This is a genomic window from Mesorhizobium waitakense (assembly GCF_056431085.1).
The window spans coordinates 18,214-34,402 of sequence record NZ_JBWKME010000016.1 but is presented as its reverse complement, the minus strand read 5'-3'; the positions used below and the strand labels follow the sequence as shown (position 1 = coordinate 34,402).

16 protein-coding genes are annotated in these 16,189 nt (G+C 63.5%); 6 read left to right on the top strand and 10 right to left on the bottom strand.

Translation table 11 applies throughout. The annotated features are described in order from the left end of the window. Positions 1–25: 25 nt before the first annotated feature. On the bottom strand, positions 26–454 hold the full coding sequence (locus tag AC07FD_RS02770) for a SufE family protein (protein ID WP_478348547.1): 429 nt from the start codon (positions 452–454) through the stop codon (positions 26–28). A 99-nt stretch (positions 455–553) separates the two neighbouring features. Further along, entirely contained in the window at positions 554–907 is a 354-nt protein-coding gene (locus tag AC07FD_RS02765) for a DUF5330 domain-containing protein (protein WP_478348546.1), read from the bottom strand. 535 nt (positions 908–1,442) lie between these two features. Here AC07FD_RS02765 and AC07FD_RS02760 point away from each other — a divergent pair. The 3 genes from AC07FD_RS02760 (at position 1,443) to AC07FD_RS02750 (ending at position 4,383) form a co-directional block, all read left to right on the top strand. Continuing rightward, entirely contained in the window at positions 1,443–3,176 is a 1,734-nt protein-coding gene (locus AC07FD_RS02760) for a sensor histidine kinase (protein ID WP_478348545.1), read from the top strand. Beyond that, a complete protein-coding gene (locus AC07FD_RS02755; RefSeq protein ID WP_478348544.1) occupies positions 3,151–3,966 on the top strand; it encodes a peptidoglycan-binding domain-containing protein in 816 nt (271 codons plus the stop codon). Before AC07FD_RS02760 ends, AC07FD_RS02755 begins: the two co-directional genes overlap by 26 nt. A gap of 69 nt (positions 3,967–4,035) precedes the next feature. Further along, positions 4,036–4,383, top strand: a complete 348-nt coding sequence (locus AC07FD_RS02750) for a DUF1491 family protein (protein WP_478348543.1) — start codon at positions 4,036–4,038, stop codon at positions 4,381–4,383. On the opposite strand, the gene AC07FD_RS02745 is transcribed toward AC07FD_RS02750, so the two are convergent. Then, positions 4,361–5,422, bottom strand: a complete 1,062-nt coding sequence (locus tag AC07FD_RS02745) for a hypothetical protein (protein WP_478348542.1) — start codon at positions 5,420–5,422, stop codon at positions 4,361–4,363. The two genes, AC07FD_RS02750 and AC07FD_RS02745, sit on opposite strands and share 23 nt — an antisense overlap. A gap of 209 nt (positions 5,423–5,631) precedes the next feature. On the opposite strand from AC07FD_RS02745, the gene AC07FD_RS02740 reads away from it, so the two are divergent. Next, positions 5,632–5,820, top strand: coding sequence for a hypothetical protein (locus AC07FD_RS02740; protein WP_246461176.1), 189 nt, complete (start codon positions 5,632–5,634; stop codon positions 5,818–5,820). Here AC07FD_RS02740 and AC07FD_RS02735 read toward each other — a convergent pair. The 7 genes from AC07FD_RS02735 to AC07FD_RS02705 form a co-directional block, all read right to left on the bottom strand. Beyond that, positions 5,817–6,386, bottom strand: coding sequence for a DUF1254 domain-containing protein (locus AC07FD_RS02735; protein ID WP_478348541.1), 570 nt, complete (start codon positions 6,384–6,386; stop codon positions 5,817–5,819). The genes AC07FD_RS02740 and AC07FD_RS02735 overlap by 4 nt on opposite strands. Next, on the bottom strand, positions 6,379–6,963 hold the full coding sequence (locus tag AC07FD_RS02730) for a DUF1214 domain-containing protein (protein ID WP_478348540.1): 585 nt from the start codon (positions 6,961–6,963) through the stop codon (positions 6,379–6,381). Before AC07FD_RS02730 ends, AC07FD_RS02735 begins: the two co-directional genes overlap by 8 nt. Before the next feature lie 121 nt (positions 6,964–7,084). After that, on the bottom strand, positions 7,085–9,238 hold the full coding sequence (locus AC07FD_RS02725) for a transglycosylase domain-containing protein (protein ID WP_478348539.1): 2,154 nt from the start codon (positions 9,236–9,238) through the stop codon (positions 7,085–7,087). Positions 9,239–9,537: 299 nt separating this feature from the next. Then, a complete protein-coding gene (locus AC07FD_RS02720; protein ID WP_478348538.1) occupies positions 9,538–9,675 on the bottom strand; it encodes a hypothetical protein in 138 nt (45 codons plus the stop codon). Between the two features lie 21 nt (positions 9,676–9,696). After that, complete coding sequence (locus AC07FD_RS02715) at positions 9,697–11,136, bottom strand: FAD-binding oxidoreductase (protein ID WP_478348537.1); 1,440 nt, start codon at positions 11,134–11,136, stop codon at positions 9,697–9,699. A gap of 276 nt (positions 11,137–11,412) precedes the next feature. Then, positions 11,413–12,345: a dimethylarginine dimethylaminohydrolase family protein gene (locus tag AC07FD_RS02710; protein ID WP_095089911.1), complete on the bottom strand. Its 933-nt coding sequence runs from the start codon at positions 12,343–12,345 to the stop codon at positions 11,413–11,415. Positions 12,346–12,366: 21 nt separating this feature from the next. Further along, positions 12,367–13,971, bottom strand: a complete 1,605-nt coding sequence (locus AC07FD_RS02705) for a zinc-binding metallopeptidase family protein (protein ID WP_478348536.1) — start codon at positions 13,969–13,971, stop codon at positions 12,367–12,369. An 84-nt stretch (positions 13,972–14,055) separates the two neighbouring features. On the opposite strand from AC07FD_RS02705, the gene AC07FD_RS02700 reads away from it, so the two are divergent. Together AC07FD_RS02700 and AC07FD_RS02695 are read left to right on the top strand one after the other, a co-directional pair. After that, positions 14,056–14,982, top strand: a complete 927-nt coding sequence (locus AC07FD_RS02700) for a LysR substrate-binding domain-containing protein (RefSeq protein WP_095089913.1) — start codon at positions 14,056–14,058, stop codon at positions 14,980–14,982. Positions 14,983–15,073: 91 nt separating this feature from the next. After that, on the top strand, positions 15,074–16,168 hold the full coding sequence (locus AC07FD_RS02695) for an ABC transporter ATP-binding protein (RefSeq protein ID WP_478348535.1): 1,095 nt from the start codon (positions 15,074–15,076) through the stop codon (positions 16,166–16,168). The last annotated feature ends 21 nt before the right edge of the window (positions 16,169–16,189 follow it).

Below are 16,189 nucleotides of genomic sequence, written 5' to 3'. Positions count from 1 at the left end.
GTAGAACGATGAACCGCTCCGGCTGTCAGGCGGTCTGCCTCAGCGCCGCCTCGGCATCGCGCTTGATGCGATTGACCATGGAGCGAAGGCCGTTGGCGCGCTGCGGCGACAGATGTTCGTCGAGGCCGAGCTCTTTCAACGTTCCTTCCGCGTCGGTCTTCTGGATATCGCTGGCGGTCCTGCCGGAAAACAGCGCCAGCATGATTGCGACCAGCCCGCGCACGATATGGGCGTCCGAATCGCCGGTGAAGGTGATGACCGGATCGGCTCCCGGTCCGCGTTCGGTGGTCAGCCAGACCTGGCTGACGCAGCCCGGCACCTTGTTGGCGGCGTTGCGTTCATCGTCCAGAAATGGCGGCAGTGCCTCGCCGAGGTCGATGACATAACGATAGCGGTCTTCCCATTCATCGAGGAACGAGAAGTCGTCGCGGATCGTCTGGATCGTGGTCGTCATGGTCCGGATATAGTCACGCGGCGGCGCCGCGTCACGAAAAAAACAAGGACACCGCGGGCGTCGAGAGGGCAGACGGCCCGCGGTGCGCCGTCGAGACGGCTAATTCTGGACCGGCAGGTTGACTGTCTCGGGCAAGACGATTTCCTCCGGCACGCTGCCGGTCATCGTCGACGTGTCAGGGCCCGCGGTGGACTTGTCGTCCAGCATCGCGGCCGCGATCTTGGCGGTCTCCTTGGCGCGGGCGGTGATGGTGTGCATGGCCGACTTGCCGGTTTCGCAGACGTCGGGTTTGCGTTCGCAAATGCCGGCGATGTCGCCAACCGCTTCACGCGCCGCAAACAGGGCCTGGATCGGCCCGACGCTCTCGCGGCCCGATTCGTCGGGACCGACAGTCAGTGGCAGCGCCAGCAGCACCAGCGAGAACCAGAAAGCCATTCTTATCAGGAAGACCATTCCCTTGCCTCTCGTCGTGACCGGATCATGCATCCATATGGCATGACCTCTTTTGTAGGCATTATGTTGGCACACAGGCGCAAAGGACGGCTTGCAGGTTCGCCGAGAATTTTCCGCAAATTTTAGGCAAATTCGAAATGAACCGTTGTGCAAACGGTTTGTTTCAAATCCGAACGATTTTCCTTAAGTCCGGATAACCATCTATCTATCTGTCTTGAATGCGTTTTTCGTGAAACCCGGGAGTCCAGGCGCCGGGTGGATACACCCCTTGGGCGTGGGCGCCGGATAACCCTCCGTTTACTATGGCTACATTTGCCGGGGCTTTCGGCCGCCCGCATCCCAATATTTGCCGCAGGCCGGGTCTTGGTCGGCGCTGCCTTATCCATTCCTTAAACGCTGGATGCGAGTTTCGGAGTCAACCAAAACAATCTGCAAAAGCAGAGCTGTCCACGACGAGTACGGGTGCGTTGAGTTGAGTTCGATCAAGGCCAGATACGTTGAATTGCCTGGCGCGATGGCCGCTGGTTGCGAACGTATGGTACACCCGTCCATCCTTGGGCAGAACGATCGCGAGCGCCAGCGCCGCTTCATCGGCGTCTTGCTGGCTGCTCCTTTTTTTGCCGCCGGCGCCGCGGTCACGCTGGTCACGTCGGGCATGGGCGCCGCCGTCACCGTGGCCGCCATCTTCGCGGCCTTTGGTCTGTGCTGGTTCGTCGCCCTGCTGGTGGCGGCGACCGGCAAGATGGCCATCGCTGCTCAGGTCGCCTTGGCGATGGCCGGCATTGCGCTTGGCGGTCTCATCGCCGCCGCCGGCGGGCTGAGCTCTCCCGTCGCCATGCTCGTTGTGGCGCTGCCGTTCGAAGCCTGGTGGATCGGCGCCTCGCGGCGTGCGGCATTGTGGGGAGCCGCGTCGGCCGCTGTGGCCATCCTGGCGCAGCCTCTGGCAGGAATTCTGTTGCCGTTCGCCGGAGCACAGATTGCCGCGTGGCACTGGCTGGTGCCGTTGGCCTGGGCCCTCACATTGATCCCGCGCGCGTCGGCGTTTCAAAACACGACCGGTGCGGCCGACGTCACCGACACGGCAGACCGTCTTGAAGACATCATAGATGCGGTGGTCTTGCGCGTCGCCCGCCATGGCGAGGTTCTGGACGCTTCGGCTAAGGCGCGCACGCTTTTGAAGCTGCCGCCCGAGCTGCTGTCCGGAAACGGCTTCTTCGATCGCGTCCATCTGTCGGATCGCGTCTGCTATCTCAGCGCCTTGGCCGACATGCGCGATGGCGCGCTGTCACGCCGGCTCGAATTGCGCATCAGGCTGCCTCAGAACGGCAATGGCCAGGCGGCCGACAATTACCGGCCGTTCTCACTCGATCTGGTGCGAGGTGAAGAACAGGGCGACGTCTTCACGCTTGTCCTGTGCGAGAACGACGACATTGCCCGGCTGCGCGAAAATCTCGCGGCGGCCAATGAGGCGGCGGCCTCGGCCGAAGTCGCCAAGGGACGCTTCCTGGCGGTGGTCAGCCACGAACTGCGCACGCCGTTGAATGCCATCATCGGCTTCTCGGACATGCTGCTGCACGAGATGTTCGGCGCCTTCAAGGATCCGCGCCAGAAGGAGTATGTCGGCCTGGTGAGGGATTCGGGCCAGCATCTGCTGGCCGTCGTGACCTCGATACTCGACGTGTCCAGGATCGAGTCGGGCGTCTATGCGACCGAGCCGGAGCCGTTCCGGTTCGCGGAAGCGGTCGACATGTGTCAGTCCATGCTGCGGCTGCAGGCGCAGGCGAAGAACATCGATCTGCAGACGCAGATCGCGCCGGACGCCGGCGATATCAATGCCGACCGGCGTGCCGTGCAGCAGATGCTCATCAACCTTGTTTCCAATGCGATCAAGTTCACCCCCGATGGTGGCGATGTGGTCGTCGGCGCCAAGCGGATCGGTTCGCGCCTGCACTTCTGGGTCAGGGACACCGGCATCGGCATCGCCGAGGAGGATTTTGCCAATCTCGGCAAGCCCTTCATGCAGATCCAGAACGACTATACCCGCCGGTTCGAGGGGACTGGCCTCGGCCTTTCGCTGGTCAAGGGCCTGGTGGCCCTGCACGAAGGCACGATGTCCATCGAAAGCATGCCGGGCGAGGGCACCACGGTGACCATCAGCCTGCCGGTGAACGGACCGAAGGGACACCAGGCGGAGAAGGCCGGAGTGCTGACGATGCCGGTGGCCATGGCGAAAGGGGACAGAAATGGCTCGCTCCGCAAAACGGCCTAAGGCGGTCAAACGCCGCAGCAACGCCTTTCAGGACGGCGCCGTCGCCGTCGGCGGCGCGATCTCGCGCAATCCCGTCCTGGTCGGCGGGTCGACGGCATTCCTGGTGACGCTGTTCTACGTTTCCGCCAATGCCTTGTGGTACCAGCCTTTCCCGCATGCGGGCGCGTTCTTCGCGACCCGCAGCATGGAGGGCTTCCGGCACCCGGCGTCCGACGAACCGGAGACGACGTTCAACATCGTGCGGCCATCCGGCACGCCGGCACCGATCAAGGGCGATCCTGTGGTCGAGCAGGTGCAGGGCATATTGAAGGATCTCGATTTCTATTCCGGAACGGTCGATGGCATTTCCGGGCCCAACACGCGCAAGGCCATCCAGGCCTATCAGCAGAAGGTCGGGCTCAACGCGTCCGGCGAGATCGACGCGCTTCTGCTGGACCAATTGGGCGCGACGCCGAAAACAGCGGCCGTCATACCGAGACCGCAGCCGCGTCCGGATACGCCGGCCGCCGTTCCGGTGTCGTTGCAGACAAATTCTGGGCAGACCAATTCCGGGCAGACGAACACTGGTCAGGCGAATGCCGATCAGACGCAGGCACCCGATGCCCGCATCGTCAAGATCCAGGCCGGGCTCAAGGCATTCGGCAATGACGACATGCAGCTGGACGGCGTCGTCGGCACGCGCACCAAGGCGGCGATCAGGGAATTCCAGTCGCTGTTCGGGCTGCCGCAGACCGGCGAGCCCGATGAGCTCGTTTACGTCAAGATGCGCGAGATCGGCCTCACCAACTAAGGGCTGGAAGACGGCTCGCAGAGCGGCGGAAATATCGATAGATAGCCGCACGCCTTCTGGAGTTCTCTCATGCGCGTCACATCGGATCTGTGGGTATCGGCCCTGTTGCGCCGGGTTTTCGGCGCCGGTGGATTTGCCGCAGTCGTCAAGCGCGGCGCAACCGAAGCCGGCGCTGTCTTCGTGCTGGCGCGCGGCAGGTTGGGAGACATTGCCCTGTTCGGGCCGGCACCGCAGACAAGCTACGATTCGGCGAAGCCCGACGATCGCTTCTTCAGCCTTCTCGGTGCCGGCGATGATGCCGCCGTGCTCGAAGCACGGCTGGAACGGGAAAAGAAATTCGATCCCGACATCTGGGTGGTCGAGATCGAGGCCGGCGCCGTTCCTGTCGAGCAGCTTATTTCCGTGAAGATGCCCTGAGGCCGGACGAAGCCGCCGTATCGTCGCTGTTCGATGCCCTGCGGCTATCGCGGTTTGCCGGTGCCGCGTCGCGAACCGCTCTCGAAAGTGTCTCGGCTTTCCAGAGCCGCACCTTGTCCTGGGCCGCATCGCGATGCAGCAGGCGGTAGCGGTCGAGGAAGGCGCGGATGGCCTGCGGATGGGGGAATTGGCTGGGATAGACCGCAACCGTGATCAGGAATGCCCGGTCCTCGCTGAGGTCGAGCGAGCGCAGTGCTGCAAGCAGCGAGGCATAATTCTGGTTGCCGGTGAGCGATCGCGCGATCGAGAAATCGATATCGAGTGCGTCGGCGAGCGCGGTCTGGAAGAACGCCGCGTTTCCCGTCAGCGCCGTCTCGCGCAGTTTGACATAGGTATCCGCGCCCGTGAACGGATCGGCGTTCGTCGCCGCGGCCTCGTCGCCCTTGCGCATCATGGTGCGGAGCCTGCGCCGTGCGTTTTCAGCGGCAATGCCGGCCGCCCGTTCTCTGGCGGGCTCTTCGGCGACGGATTCCGTGCTTGCCAATGGAATCTTGTCCGCTGTCGTCGTTACGGCCCTGGCCGCGACGATGGTGTTCGCGTCGGGTTCCCGCACGCGTACCAGGGTTGGCCTTTCGAGCGCCCTGATCAGGTCGGCGATGGTCGGGTTCAAGTCCTTGCGGCGCGCAATGGCGCGTGCATGCGGAAGGCCGTGCCGCCCGATCAGCGCGATGAGGTCGATGTTACTGACCGCGCGGGAGCGAATGAGCAGCGGCGCGGCAATGTCGACCGGCTCCTCGCAAAGACGGCGCACCAATGCGGCGGGGGCATATTCGCATTCGGACAGGGCGGCCGCCACGTAGCGGCGTGATTCGACGGACACATTGTCGAACAGCGGCAGCGTCAGGTCTTCGAGTTGGCCGATCTCTCGGCGTGACGGGCGGGTGAGCGAGCAGAACGCCGACACCGCGGCGCGGAACAGCCTTTCAGCTTTGCCCGAGTCCGTCCGTATCGCGATTTGCCTGAAGTCCGAAGATGACACGAAGGATACGCCCGCACTCGACACAAACTCGACCACGCTCGACCGGGACTGTGTCGGTTTCGCGTTTGCCGCGGGTCAGAACGCCCTGACCTCGAGACAAAGATCAAGTTAGCGACGATCCGTTAGCGCTCCGTTAACCCTCTGCCGTCCTAATGATATTTGGAGGCGTTGCGTTGTGCTCCGGGGAAACCGAGAGGAATGCGCGAATCATGGGCATGGTACTGTCTTTCGTGCCGCGTACGGCACCAAGCAATCGGACAAAGCAACCCGCCGAAATTCCGGCGGCGGTGATCATCTTCCCCGGCATCCGCTACGAGCGGTCGCATGCCGGCGAAGTGCGGCCGGTCGATCCCGACAAGCCGGGATCGCCAGGGACGAAGCCGGTTCCTCACCACTAGAAGTCCTGCAACTCGCAGGAACTCCTTTCGAGGAAGCTTGATACGATCGGCTTCCAGCTGTCATCGGGCACGAAGGTGCGGATGACGAAGATGCCTTCCTCGATCGGCGCCTCGACGAAGATTGCTCCCTGAAGGTCCTCGGGAAGGTCCTTGCGCACGTCGATCATCTGTGCCGGTGTCAGCACGACGGCATCCAGCACGCCGTCGTTGGCGGTGTGGTCGTTGAAGGAATAGATGTTGTGGCCGCTGCGGTCGTAGACCGACACCGACCAGAACGGCACATGTCCCGGTGCTTTGATGCGAACCACTCCTTCGCCCAGATCGAACCGGCACGCCGTCGCGTAGAACAACGGGTCGACGGACTTCACCACTGGCGCGCCACCGGCCTCCGCATCGAGACGGGTCATCCTGTAGAGGTCCGAGGCCATGGACAGCCGCGACCAGGCGTCGCGTTCGGAAAATTCAGGCACCAGGAGCAGCACGACGATGTGCACGATGCCGGCGCCGACCAGGCCGAGCAGGACAGCATGCAGAAGCTTGCGCATCGCCGCATAAGAGCTACGCATTGCAGCCGACCTTCAGGATCCGCGGTAGCGAAACGTCCGACAGGCCGGTGCTGCTGGCGATTGGCGTGTCGTAGAATGTCAGCACGAAATACATCGTGCCGAAGCCGCCGGTCAGCAGCCAGTTGCCCGGCATCGGGTGATCGCTGGCGGAAATGATGACCGAATTGTCGGGTTGTCGTACCACCTCATAGGATTGCAGCGCCGCAAGGCGTGATTTACCGGTTTCGACCACGCCGAGCGACTGATCGGTGGCATAGAGCGTCCAGAACCGTGCCGTCGGAAATCCACCCTCGATCGTATAAGTGCATTCGCGCTTGAGTTCGCCGCCGCCAGCGTCGCGCTCGGCGACGAAGGACAGCCCTTCGGCACGGCCGAGCGCAAGCACGCCCTCGCGCGCCACGCGGGCCTTCGAATAGGGGTCGGCGGCTGGCGTGCCGATATCGGGAAAGGCCGTCCATTGGCCGATCCGGATGGCGCCGACACCATCCTGGGCTTTCAGCGCATACCAGACGCTGCCGCCACCGCCGCCGATGGCTATGACAAGCGAAAGCAGCGTCAGGAGTGCATTCTTGAGCATGAAGGGCCGGGGACACGAAGAGTTGCCGCTCGGGGATATCGCGGCGCGGGGTCCCGTGGCAAGCGGGCCGATGGATTTGGCCGCCCAAGCCAGTCGCAAACACCCACTCAGTCGGAAAGAATCACGATGCCGACAGCTTTTCCGGCGGTTGAGGCGCGGCGAGGGCCGGCGCTGACTGGAACTGCTTGGTCATGTCTCTCAACGTCTGCGTGGTCCGGCTGGACAACACCGGCGGCCGTTCGGCCGCCGCATCGGCTGCCGCCTGATCGTCGCTCTTCTTCTGCGCCTCCTCGGCCTTGGCTGCGATCTCTTCATCGACAAAAGGTTTGTCGATGCCGGGGATCGGCTTGAGGTCGATGTTTTGATGGGCATAGACCATGAGACGCTGCCAAACCATTGCCGGCAGCGAGCCGCCCGTCATGTTCTTGGTCGGCGTGAAATCGTCGTTGCCCAGCCACACGGCCGCCGTGTAGTTGCCGGTGAAGCCGACAAACCAGGCGTCGCGGTAGGATTGCGTCGTCCCGGTCTTGCCGGCGACGACGATGTTTGGAATTTGCGCGCGGCGCGCCGTGCCCATCACCGGCACCGCCGCCAGCATGGTGTTCATGGATTTGAGCGCCTGCTCGGACAGCACCCGGTGCGGCGGCGGCGCATCCTTGGCGAAATCATAGACCACCTCGCCAGTGCGTGTGACGAGCTGCGTGATGCCGTGCCGGGAGCCGACGAAGCCGTTCTGGGCGAACACGCTGTAGCCCGTCGCCTGATCCATCACCGTCATGCCCGAGGTGCCGAGCACCATCGTCTTGTGCGCTTCGAGCGGCGATTCCACGCCCATTGCCTCGGCCATTGCCTTGATCGGCGGGATGCCGAGATAGTCCTTGGCCAGTCGCACCGGCACGGTGTTGATCGACTTGGCCATCGCCATGATCAGCGTGATCTTGCCCGCCGATTCGCCGCTGTAATTGTGCGGCGACCAAGTGCCCCAGCTGATCGGGCCGCCGGAAATGATGGAGTTGGGCGTGAAGCCGTGCTCCATCGCCGTTGCATAGACATAGGGTTTGAACGACGAGCCGGTCTGGCGCAGCGCCTTGGTGGCGCGGTTGAACTGGCTGGCGCCATAGTCGCGGCCACCGACGATGGCTCTGACGGCGCCGTTGGTCTCGATGACGACGACAGCACCCTCGGTGACGTTGTACTCCTTGCCGAACTGGCGCAGGTGAAACTCCACCGATTCTTCCGCCGCCTTCTGGATGTTGGCGTCGAAGGTGGTGTGGGCAACCAGCGAGTGCTGGCCTGGCTTGGCGATCTTCTTGACCTCGTCGAACGCCCAGTCGAGGTAATAATCCGGGCTTTTCTGTTCGCCGCGATCGACGACGTCGGCAGGGTGCAGCCTTGCCTGCAGCACTTGACCCTCGGTCATGAAACCGGAATCGACAAGGTTGGACAGCACCACATTGGCGCGCGCGCGCGCCGCCGGCAGATTGATGTGCGGTGCATATTTGGTCGGCGCCTTGAACAGGCCGGCCAGCATCGCCGCCTCGGCGAGGTTCAGGTCCTTGACGCTCTTGCCGAAATAGAAGTCGGCGGCCGCCTCGATGCCGAACGTGCCGCCGCCCATATAGGCGCGGTCGAGATAGAGCTGCAGGATTTCCTTCTTCGACAGATTGGCCTCGAGCCACAGCGACAGGAAGGCTTCCTTGATCTTGCGCTCCAGGGTGCGCTCGTTGGTGAGGAACAGGTTCTTGGCCAGCTGCTGGGTGATGCTCGAGCCGCCCTGGACGACGGAGTTCGCCCGCACATTCTCGAAGATGGCGCGTGAAAGGCCAAGCACGTCGATGCCGTAATGATCGAAGAAGCGGCGATCCTCGGTGGCGAGCACCGCCTTGATGACGTGATCGGGCATCTCGTCGACCGGCACCGAATCGCGCTGGATGATGCCGCGCTGCCCGATCTCGTTGCCGTAGCGGTCGAGGAAGGTGACGGCGAAGTCGCCCTGGGCGCGCCAGTCGCCAGCCGTATCCTGGAAAGCCGGAACGGCCAGCGCCAGCATCACCACAATGCCACCGGCACCCAGCGTAAAACCTTCGCTCAACAATTCGATGATGCCGCGGCGCCAGCCGTTGACGCGGAAGCGCCGGGAGAAGATCGTCGCCGCTTCCCAGAACTGGCGCGCCTTGAAACCGATCTCGTAGAGCGAGGAATCGAGCCATGCATCGAGCGCCAGCAGCCGGGCGGCGATCGGACCTCTTCTCTTGTGCGGTTCAGGACTGGCCATTCGGAAATCCGGCTCGGCGATGGCGCGACCTGAAGACCGCAAACCGGCAATTTCAGGGCGACCCACCGTGGGAGACTATTCCTCCATTTCTCCAGTTCTCACAAGGGCGGCGAAGACACAGTGCCGGGGTTTGTTGCAGAGGCGCGAGCCGCCTTAGGGACTGTTTCGAAATTCGCTCTGGCGAGTCATATGGTGGTGGTTTCGAGAACCGTAGCGCAGCGGACATTTGGTCCGTGAGCAACGGAAGCGCAGAAAACGCCAACAGATGGCCACCAGGGTAGAATTTCCAAACAGTCTCCTCAGGCCGGCTCGTGCTTCAGCGCCTGCGCCATGCAGTGGATGCCGCTGCCGGTCTTTGAGATCTCGCTCGTGTCGACGATCGCCAGTTCGAAGCGGTGTGCCTCGAACTGGCAGGTCAGCGTCTGGCTCGACGTCAAAGCGATCTGCGATTGAACGCTTCAAGCGGCTCGCAGGTTCTCTTTCGGGCGCAAATTCTGGTTCATGCGGAACAGGTTCAGTGGGTCGTAGCGCTGCTTGATTTCCAGAAGCCGCCGATGGTTGCCACCATAGGCCGCTTCGACCCGGTCAACCTCGTCCTCCGGCATGAAGTTCACATAGACGGTGCCGGCCGCATAAGGCTTGGCCGCCTCGTAGATCGCACGAGCCCAGTCGGTGCAGGCCTTGTCCATCGCCGGTTCGCGCCAGCGGGCGTGAACGTTCATGACGAAATGCGAACTGCGCTGTGGAAACGCCGTAGCATCCGCCTTGACGCGACCTGCCGCGCCGCCGACATGGCCGACAAATATCTCGCACTCGGGTCCCGGCAGCTTGGCTATTGCCCCCGTGACGACCGCAGCCGCCTCCTCGGAAAACTCGGTGAAGTCATGGCTCTTCCAGTAGTTGCGGGCGCCGGGCGCGAGTAGCGGGTCGAATGCTTGCTGCCAGCCGGTGAACGGGCTGGGGCCGACGACATCGGCAATCGGCGTGCCGATGGCTCGAAGCTTATGCGTCGCCTTTTCGCCTGCGGCGATGTCGCCGCAATAGCACATGGCCAGAACCAGCACCTCCTTGCCATGCCATTCGGCCGGCAGGAAGGGCAGCGGCGGCGCCTGCCGCATGACCACCCAGCAGGTCAACTCGTCAGGAGCGGTTTCGAGCGCCTTGCGATACTCCTGCAGCACCTTTTCGGCATCGGCGAAGGGATGGACGACAAGCCCCGCCAGCACCTGCGGTCCAAGCTCATGGAGCTGGAACTCGAATGCCGTGACGACGCCGAAATTGCCGCCGCCGCCTCGCAGCGCCCAGAACAAGTCCGGATTTTCGGTCTGGCTGGCCCGGAGCAGTTTGCCGTCGGCGGTGACCACATCTGCGGAGGCAAGATTGTCGATGGTCAGGCCGAATTTGCGGGTTATCCAGCCGAAGCCGCCACCCAGTGTCAGGCCGGATATGCCGGTGGTCGAGTTGATGCCGGTCGGCACCACCAGGCCGAAGGCCTGCGTTTCCTTGTCGACATCGGCAAGCGTCGCGCCAGGCCCGACCCATGCCCGCCGCGCAGCGACATCGACCCGCACCGACTTCATCAACGACAGATCAATCACCAGGCCACCATCGCAGACCGCACTTCCGGCAATGTTGTGGCCGCCGCCACGCACGGAGACGAGAAGTCTGTTCTCCCTGGCGAAATTCACGGCACTGATGACGTCGGAAGCGCCCACGCAGCACACGATCAGCCCAGGCCGTCGGTCGACCGTGGCATTCCAGACAGTCCGTGCTTCGTCGTAAGCGGCATCGCCTCCGCTCAGCACTGTGCCGCGCAATTGTGCCGAAAATGCTTCCAAGGCAGCGGCGTCGATTGTCGTTTTGCCGCGTTCAAGCGTGGTGAGGCTCATGGTGTTCATGGTTTCCTCCCGATTTGCAGATGAGCCGTCCCCCTCCCCAAAAAACATTTTTACTGTGCGCTTATATTAGATATCGTGCAAGTTTCGCATTGGCCAGCGTTGCGGCGCCCAAGTGGGCGTCCGCAGCCGATGTAGTGATTGCATTGGCTTGGGCACATGTTTCTGCCAGCCGGCGATCTCAGCCGGTTTTCACGCCCAACCTTGCATCCTCGGCCGGCAGGATGCCAATCATGCTGATGCGAATGTGAACGAAGCAGCGCAGCGCTATTCCACTCCTCAGGCCGGTTCGCGCTTCAGCGCTTGCGCCATGCAGTGGATGCCGCCGCCGGTCTTCGAGATCTCGCTCATGTCGACCGCCGCGACCTCGAAACCGCGTGCCTTGAGCTGGCCGATCAGCGCCTGGCTGGAGGTCGGCGCGATCACCCGGTCCTTGCCCAGCGACATGAAGTTGCAGCCGAGCGCCATCGTATCCTGGAACGGCACGTCGATAATCTCGTGACCCTTGCCCTTCAGCCAGTCGACGATGCCGGGTTCGGTGCAGGCGAGGCAGACGGCCGTCAGTTTCTCGGCGATCGGCACCACCATCAGGTCGATATGGACATAGTACTCGTCGATGAAAGCGATGCGGGTTTCCCAGCCTTCCTTGTCGAACCAGGCCTGCACCTGCCGCGCGCCTTCTTCCTGCGTGCGGGCGCCGCCGCAGCCGATCAATACGACGCCCTCTTCGATGACGTTGAAGTCGCCACCCTCGAACGTGCCCGCTGTGACCATGTCGTAGATTGGGATGCCGAGTTTTTCGTAGGTGCGGATCGCCGCGTAGTTCTCGCCGCGCCGCCACCAGTTGGCCATTGCGGTGATGAAGGCGCCGTAAGGCGTCATGACACTGGAATCGCGGGAATAGACCTGCATCGGCAGTTCCGGCGTCGGCTCGTGCCAGTGGATGTTGACGCCGAAATGCTCATAGGCGGCGACAAGGTCCTTGTGCTGCGCCTGCGCGATCTGGACGTTGCAAGGCGCCTCGCGCAGATGCTTGCGCGACAGCGAGCTGGTCGACAGGTGGCGCAGGAAATTGGGCGAACCAAGCAGCACGTCGGTCAAGACATCGGTTTCGTTGGCAAAGCCCCAGGCGGTCAGCGGCTTGGTGCCGCCGGCAGGGTTGCGGCGCTGCAGCGAAAACGGCTCGGCGACGATGCGGTCATGAACGGTCATGGGGTTCTCCTCGTGCTTTGATCATGCGTTTGACTTGGGCTGGCTGCCCGGTATCCACCAGTCTCGTCCGCGCGGGGTGGTGACATATTCCGGCCACCGAAATCCAATCGGCGGCTCGTAGTCGCAGAGCGGCGCGATCCAGGTCGAGCCGCCGATTCCACCGCCGGTGCGGGCGACGAATTCGTTCATCGCCGCATCGCGGGCGGCCTGGTCTTCGAGCAGCCGAAGGGCGGCGAGCGCGATGGTCTTCGATGCGCAGGTGACCATCGGGTCGATGGTGGCGGGAATGCCGCCCAGAGCGTTCATCACCCATGACGGATAGGGGTAGCCGGTTTCCGAGCGCAGCGCCGGGCGGGCGACATAGAAGCGCGCCGTCGGCGCATGCCAGCTCATGTCGGTGTAATCGTCGGAGGTCGAATTCACCTGCGAGGGCGGCAGATCGCGGCGCAGGATCGCTTCCGCCGCCTGCGGCTCGATCAGGCGCTCAAGGTCTTCGATGAACGGCTCGTCACTCGCCATGCGCCCGGCATTGACCTGCATGTCGCGCGCGATTGCCTTGGCATCCTCGTCCCAGCGCGGCGGCCCGACGGTCAACAGCGCTTCATAGGCGATTTCGGCCATGGTGTGATTGGCCAGCCCCGGCCGCGACTTCGACACCCAATGCCGCTCATGGCGGCAGCCGCTCATGCTGGCAGCGGCCTCGGCATTGCGGTCGAGCACGGCGGCGACCTGTTCGGCCATCGCCAGCGTCGGCACGCGGATCATATACTGGATCTCGGCCAGCTCGGCCGGCAGGTTGTCGGCGGTCGCCTGGCCGGCGGTGAGGATCGCCTCGCTGATCGACCAGCCGCCCTGGTGCGGCAGCATGGAATCGCGCAGCGCCTTGGACGCCATATACATCATCATGAGCGCGTCGTTGGCGCCGGGCGCGCGCACCGCCGAATGCGCCTGCGGAATGGGCGCCGCGCCGCCCGTCGCGCTCGCCCAGCGCTCCGGTTGGTCGCAGATGAAGCGATAGATCATGGCGTAGGCCGCACCGCAATGCGTGTCCCAGCGCGCCGTGTTGCAGAGCGGCAGCATGTAGAACGGATGGAAGGAGATCATGCCGGCAAGGCCGTCATAATAGCCCTTGGCGGCATGGATCGGCTTTGACCCGCGCACCTTTTCCGCCGGCTCGCCGGTAAAGCGCAGCGTGCCTGGTATCCCGTGACGCTGCATCGCCGCCTTGGTCGCCAGCAGCCCGCCGAGGCTCGAAATGCCGAGCCCGGAATGCGGGTCGGTATGACCGCCGGCATGTTCGGAGAGGCCTGGGCGCGGACGCTTGACCGTCGCGGCATCCTGGCAATTGCCCGGCACCGCGTCGTATTCGGCATACATGCCGATGGTCGGGCCGGGACCGTTGGTCCAATGGGCACAGAAGGCGGTGGGCATGCCGCCGGAACCCTCTTCGACGGAAAAGCCTTCGCGCTTCAGCCGCTCCACGTACCAGGCGGCGGATTGATACTCGCGCCATGCGGTCTCGCCGAAGTCGAAAATGGTGCGCGTCCACGCCGACAGCAACGGCTGGATGTCGTCGAGACAGGCAAGGGCGGTTGTTTGCGCCGAGGTGGCCACGGGTTCCTCCATGAGACGAGAAGAAAGCAGTGAAGCGGTTCGCTAGAAAGTGATATGTTTTCCCGGCTCATGCAAATTCGGTTCACCTGAGGCCTCTTGCGCATACCATCCACCCAGGCGCTGCGCGCGCTCGATAGCTTCGCTCGTCACGGCAGCGTCTGGCGCGCCGCCGACGAGTTGCATCTGACCCGCAGCGCGGTCAGCCATCAGCTTCGCCTGCTTGAACGCGACCTTGGCTTCGATCTGCTCGAACGCATCGGCAAGGGCGTGGCGCTGACGCCGCGTGGCCAGCGCTATGCCAGCGACGTGCGCAAAGCGTTGACCGTGCTGGGCGATGCGGTGACGCGCCATGCCGGCACAGGCGTCGGCGGCTCGTTCAGCATCAGCTGCACGCCGGGCTTCGCCTCGCTGTTCCTGTGCACCCATATCGGCGAGTTCAGGCAGATGTACCCCGATGTCGCGCTGCGCATCCTGACGCCGCGTCGGCTGGATGACGTCAGCAATGCCGACGCCGACGCCTTCATCGCCTTTGGCGTTGGCAATTGGCCGAACCGGGCCGCCGAACTGTTGTGCGAGATTTCCTTTACGCCGCTCTGCAGTCCGATGCTCCTCAACAAGGTCGGCGGATTCTCCAAGCCCGCCGATGTGCTGCGCGCCACTCTCCTGCATCTCGGCGACACCGAGGATTGGGCGCGCTGGCTGGCTCTATCCAAGGTCGAGAACCCCGACCCGGAAGGCGGTATCTTCTTTTCCGACATGAATCTCGTCTTCTCGGCCGCGATCGCCGGCCAGGGAATGGCCATGGGCGACGAACTGACCAGCGGCAAGGCCCTGGCCGAAGGCAGGCTCGTGCGTCCCTTCGACATCGCGATCAAATCGCCGCGCTCCTACTTCCTCGTCTCAGAACACGCCAAGGCGACGCATCCGGTGCTTGACGCGTTTGCCGGATGGCTGCGATCGAAACTCGCGGAGAGCATTGCCAAGGTCATGGCCGACCACGGGCGCCACCGATTGGACAGATGAATGGAATTTGCCGATCCGGCGAAAACTATTTGGTTGCGGTGAGGCCGCACGCTGCCCTACGATTTCTTTTGGAATTGAGGAAACAGGCAGGATGCAGCAACCCGGCCGGGCCGCAGAGATCAAGGCAATCGGAATCGGCAAGAGCTTTGGCTCGTTCCGTGCGCTGGACAATCTGACGCTCGATATTGGCCGTGGCGAGTTCCTGACCCTGCTCGGGCCGTCTGGTTCGGGCAAGACCACCTTCCTGATGATCCTGGCCGGCTTCGTGCAACCGACCGAGGGCCGGCTGTTCAGCGACGGCGTCGACATCACCGACCGACCGGCCGAACAGCGCGCAGCCGGCATGGTGTTCCAGGGCTATGCGCTGTTCCCGCATATGAGCGTGGAAGCCAACATCGCCTTCCCACTCAAGGTGCGCAAGAAATCGGCGGCCGACATCAAGCGCCGAGTCGGCGAGATGATCGAGCGCGTGGGCCTCAAGGGCCACGAGAAGAAGCTACCGGCGCAACTTTCAGGCGGTCAGCAGCAGCGCGTCGCGCTCGCCCGCGCGCTGGTGTTCGAGCCGGGCGTGCTGTTGCTCGACGAGCCGTTTTCCGCGCTCGACAAGGGCCTGCGCGGCCAGATGCAGGCCGAGATGAAGCGGCTGCACCAGGAGACCGGCACCACCTTCGTCTTCGTCACCCACGACCAGAGCGAGGCGCTGGCGCTGTCGTCGCGCGTCGCCATCTTCAATCATGGCAAACTGCTGCAGGTCGGAGCGCCCGACGAGGTCTACGACAGGCCAGACAACCGCTTCGTCGCCGAGTTCCTCGGCGAGATCAACATGCTGCCGCTGAAGGGGGTGCGCCCGGCCGACAATGGCTCGACCGGCCTCTGCGAAGACCGCGCGGTCTCCATGCGCTGCAAGGCTGAGACGGTGAGCGGCGATGCAATCCTGGCGATCCGGCCCGAATACATGTCGATATCAGGCGAGGCGACAGCCGGCGAGAACGGCATCGCCGCGACCGCGACCAACTCCACCTATCTTGGCGCGGCAACGCGGCTTGACCTGACGACGCGGCAAGGCGCGAAGGTCACGGTCTCGGTGCCCAACGAGATAGCTGCCGCCGCCTTGAGCAAGGGCAACTCCGTCTGGCTCACCTGGCCTGCGGAAAAGGGTTTCCTCCTTCCGCATGGAGGACAATGACGAACGGTGTGGCGAGATATC